This window comes from Haemophilus sp. HMSC066A11 (genome assembly GCF_001811665.1).
GTDB lineage: Bacteria > Pseudomonadota > Gammaproteobacteria > Enterobacterales > Pasteurellaceae > Haemophilus > Haemophilus influenzae.
This window is the reverse complement of the sequence record NZ_KV805864.1, coordinates 1-1,564: the sequence shown is the minus strand read 5'-3', so window position 1 is coordinate 1,564 and position 1,564 is coordinate 1. Positions and strand designations below refer to the sequence as shown.

At 40.5% G+C, this 1,564-nt stretch carries 1 protein-coding gene; it reads right to left on the bottom strand.

Translation table 11 applies throughout. The features are described 5' to 3' along the window. Nucleotides 1–1,564 (bottom strand): adhesin (locus HMPREF2813_RS02950; protein ID WP_070646965.1); only part of this gene is annotated, 1,564 nt, incomplete at both ends.

The window sequence follows — 1,564 nt, the reverse complement described above, 5'->3', positions numbered from 1 at the left end:
GGTAGTCCTAAGCGTTTAAACAGACCTTCATCAATATGTTCATGTACTTCATCCCCCGTTTTGCATACACCAACTAAACCTAATGTAACCATATCAATTATGCCGTTTGTATTACCGAAAGGAAACGGATTTAGTAGCATATCGCAATCACGCAATATTGCCAGATAATCGTGATAAGGTGCGTGGGGATGTGCAGTGGCATCGTCACCTAAATAGCTTTCGATAAACCATTTGACATAAGGGTGTGTCAAGCCTGTTGATTGTCCAAGTGCGAAATGAAAATGCATTTTGACTTTAGCTTTATCTCTGATTTCTTGCAATGTTACCAAAAATTCAGGGTTTAATTTCATTGTGGTAGCGGCAATACCGATATTGACTACTTCAGGGTTTTCTCTTAGTACATAATCCACTTTTTGTGGGGCGAGTGCAGATGGTACATAAGGTAGGGCATCTTTGGGTAAGCGTAAAAGGGTTTCGCTAAAACAATCTTCACTGCCCACATAATCATCTTCTACGATGACATAATCAATAAATTCAGAATGCGTAGTGGCAGGATGACCCAAGGCTACAGCTTGAATAGGGGCAAGCCGAGTGTTGCTCACAAAAATCGTGGTAATATCCATGCCAATGCTTGGCATATAGAACACTGCGGGTTGGAAAGTTTCGCACTGTTTACGGATAAAAAACAGTCTCTCCATTATATTATTGCTACTGATTTCAAAGAACTCGTCAAACACTTCTCGACCTATTTTATCAACGCCCTCATGGCCTAAGCCGACTAAATAGAATTTTTCTCGAGCAGCAATCATTGAAGTTGAATGTGTACGATAAATCGAATGTCCCGAATTAAAATGTTCAAGCAGTACCATCATCACAGGTTTGCCGTCCTTTTTACCTAAGGTGTAAAGGTAGCGGTCTTGCCATCCTTGCGTGAGGATATGCTTGCGGACAAGTTCGTTTAATGGACGCTTAACATCGTGCTTGTTTTTTGCTAAATCATAACTGCAGTGCATATATACATCATGAAGGATATTTGCAGGCAATTCATCTAAATTAGCAATTTCGGCGAGTTTTTTAGGAAACCACTGTAAAACCACCGCTCTTTTATGAAACGCAGATGCAGTACCAATAAAACGTGAAGACTGCAACGCAAAACACAATGAAGCACAAAGTTGTTGATTCCCTGCCCATAACGCATCTAAACTCATATTGACATTGGATTCGGGTAAGTAAAAAATACAGAATTTAGCAATAGAAGAGTTGTCTGTTGCTAAATGAAAGCCACCTTCGGAATCTGGGTTGATATTATATTTATTGAGAATATGGTCTGCGTTAACGTAGGGGGAAGAGGCAAAAATCAGCGTCAACCAGCGTTGCAGGCTAATCATCTTTAATGCCCCTTCTTCGGAAATTGCCAATTCGGGGTCGGAAAAGAGTGTTGTAATTGCATTAGCGAGACGAGTGGCAAAATGAATTAGTAGTTTTTCGGGTAGATATGCCAGCTGAGCAGGTGCGTCAAATTCAATATCGTGAACGCCTCCAAAATTAGCGTCCATTTTTTCCA